The following is a 3,228-nucleotide window of genomic DNA, read 5'->3' as shown; positions in this document are numbered from 1 at the left end:
GTCCCGCAGGACGCCCCCTTCGGCTCCTTCGGGCTCGACTCCGCGGGGATCGCCGGACTCGCCGCCGACCTCCGGGCCTGGCTCGGCGCCCCGGTCGACGCCAAGGATCTCTACAACCACCCCACCGTCGCGGCGCTGGCCGCCGCGCTCACGGGCGACCGGACCGGGCCGACCGACAAGGCCGACAAGACCGACAAGACCGACAAGACCGAGCGGACCGACAGGACGGACCGGACCGAGCGGGCCGGATCCGCCGGGGCGGCCGACGACCGCGAGGCGATCGCCGTCGTCGGCATGGCCTGCCGGATGCCCGGTGCCCAGGACGTCGAGGCGTTCTGGCAGCTGCTGCTGGACGGCCGGGACGCGGTGACCGAGGTCCCGGCGCACCGCCGTCTGCTCGGCTACCGGCTGGAGCACGGGGAGCCGGGCCGGGGCGGATTCGTCGACGGGGCCGAGGAGTTCGACGCGGCCTTCTTCGGTGTCTCCCGCGACGAGGCCCGCCGGACGGACCCGCAGCAGCGGCTGCTGCTGACCACGGTGTGGCAGGCCCTGGAGGACGCCGGGGCGGACCCGCAGGCGCTGGCCGGGGGCCGTACGGGCGTCTTCGTCGGGATCAGCACCAACGACTACGGCCGGCTCCAGGCCCGGGCCGGCGTCCCGGTCACGGCCCACGACGGGACCGGCAACGCGTCGAGCATCGCGGCCAACCGGATCTCCTACCTGTGGGACCTGCGCGGCCCCAGCCAGGTGGTGGACACGGCCTGCTCGTCCTCCCTGGTGGCCCTCCACCAGGCGTGCACCAGCCTGCGGCTCGGCGAGTGCGACCTCGCCGTCGTGGCCGGTGTCAACCTGCTCCTGGACCCGGGGCCGACCACGGTCTTCACCGAGGCGGGCATGCTCGCGCCGGACGGCCGGTGCAAGACCTTCGACGCGGCGGCGGACGGCTACGTGCGCGGCGAGGGCTGCGGTGTCGTGGTGCTCCGGCGGGCGTCCGACGCGGTCGCCGCCGACGACCGGATCCGCGCCCTGGTCGAGGGTTCGGCCGTCTCCTCCGACGGGCGCAGCAGCACGCTGACCGCGCCGAACGGGCCGTCCCAGGAGGCCGTGCTGCGGGCGGCCCTGCGGTCCGCCCGCCGGACCGCGGAGGAGGTCGGCTACGTCGAGGCCCACGGCACCGGCACCCGGCTCGGCGACCCGATCGAGATGGGCGCGCTGCGCGCCGTGTACGGGGAGTCGGCCGGCCCGGACCTCCACGTCGGCTCGGTGAAGAGCAACATCGGCCACCTGGAGGCCGCGGCGGGCATGGCCGGCCTGATCAAGGCGGTGCTCTGCCTGGAGCACCGGCGGATCCCGGCCTCCCTGCACGTCGACACGGTCAACCCGCTGATCGGGCTGGACGGTTCCCGGCTGCGGATCCCGCGCTCGACGACGGACTGGCCCGAGGGCCCCGCCCGGGCGGCGGCGGTCAGCTCCTTCGGCTTCGGCGGCACCAACGCCCATGTGATCCTCTCCGGCGCGCCGGCCCGGCGGGCCCGGGTGGAGGCCGCGGAGGGCGGCGAGTGGTCCTTCCTCCCGGTCTCGGCGAAGAGCGGGCCCGCCCTGCGCCGGCTGGCCGCCGACTACGCCGGGGTGCTGGCGGGGGAGAGCGGCGCCGCCCCGGCGTGGAGCGCGCTGGTCCACACGGCGGGCGCCCGGCGCCAGCACCACGACCACCGGCTCGCCGTGCTGGCCCGGTCGAACCGGGAGGCCGCGGAGGCCCTGGAGGCGTACCGCGACGGCCTGCCGTCCCCCGCGGTGGTGCACGGCGTCGCGCACGGCGGCGGTCCCGGGCCGGTGGCCTTCGTGTTCACCGGCCAGGGCGCGCAGTACCCCGGGATGGCCAAGGCGCTGTACTTCGGGCACGCGGCCTTCCGCACGGCGCTCGACGAGGTCGACGCGTTGGTGCGCGCGGAGCTCGGCGTCTCCCTGCTGCCGACGCTGTGCGACGCCCCGGGCCCGCGGCTGGACCTGGAACGGACCGAGTTCGCCCAGCCGGCCCTGTTCGCCGTGGACTACGCGCTGGCCGAGCTGTGGCGCGCCTGCGGGGTGCGGCCCGACGCCGTGGCCGGGCACAGCCTCGGCGAGTACGTGGCGGCCTGCGTCGCCGGCGTGCTGAGCCTGCCCGACGCCGTCCGGCTGGTGGTCGCCCGCGCCGGCCTGATGCAGGAGCTGGCGGAGGCCGGGTCGATGTACGCGGTCCACGCCGGCCGCGAGCTGGTCGCGCAGCTGTGCGCGGACCTTCCCGAGGACCGTTCGGTGGTGCTCGCGGCCCTCAACGGGCCCGAGGACGTGGTGGTCTCGGGCGCGGAGCGGGCGGCCGCCGACCTGGCGGCCGACTGGGAGCGGCGGGGCGCGAAGGTCACCCGGCTGCACGGCACCCGGGCGTTCCACTCGCCGCTGATGGAGGGGCCGGTCGCGCGGTTCGAGCGGATCGCCGCGACGGTCGACTTCCGCACCCCCCGGATCCCCGTGGTGGCGAACCTGACCGGCGCCGTCGAGCGGGAGTTCTCGGCCGCCTACTACGCCCGGCACGCGCTCGAACCGGTGCGGTTCGGCGACTGCCTGGCCGCCCTGGCCGCGCTCGGCTGCACCACCGTCGTCGAGTGCGGGCCGCACCCGGTGCTCGGTCCGCTCGTCGAGGCCGTGCTCACCGACGCCGTCGGCCTGCCGACCCTGCACCGGGACGACACCGACGACCACCGCTTCCGGCGCGGGCTGGCCGAGTGGTACGTCCGGGGCGGACGGGTCGACTGGGCCGGGGTCCTGCGGGACCGGGACGGGGAGCACGGCCGGCCGCCGCTGCCGGTCCCGCTGCCGGGCCACCCGCTCGCCCCGACCCGGCACTGGTTCACCGACGGCGGCGACGGACGGCACCCGCTGCTCGGCGCGCCGGTCGAGCTGGCCGGTGCCGGGAGCCACTGGTTCTCCCGCACGCTGACCGCCGGGCAGCCGTGGTACCTCGACGAGCACCGGGTGGCCGGGCGGCCGGTGCTGCCCGCCGCCGCGATGACGGAGTGGGCCGACGCGGCCGTCCGCGAGGTCGCCGGTGACGGGCCCCGGACGCTGCAGGGCGTGTCCTTCACCGCCTTCCTCGCCCTGCCGCAGGACGCGCCCGTCACCGCCCAGGCGGACGACGAGGGTGCCGCAGACGATGGCCAGCGGCACCAGGGCGGTGAGCGCGGCCGAGGC

Annotated in this window: 1 protein-coding gene; it reads left to right on the top strand. The window is 77.0% G+C overall.

What is annotated here, in order from left to right:
* Positions 1-3,228 (top strand): beta-ketoacyl synthase N-terminal-like domain-containing protein (locus tag ACIQOV_RS34220; RefSeq protein ID WP_401054693.1); only part of this gene is annotated, 3,228 nt, incomplete at both ends.

This window comes from Kitasatospora sp. NPDC091257 (assembly GCF_044757675.1).
Taxonomy (GTDB): domain Bacteria; phylum Actinomycetota; class Actinomycetes; order Streptomycetales; family Streptomycetaceae; genus Kitasatospora; species Kitasatospora lactacystinica.
The sequence above is the reverse complement of the archived record's forward strand: the minus strand, read 5'-3'. Positions and strand labels throughout refer to the sequence as shown.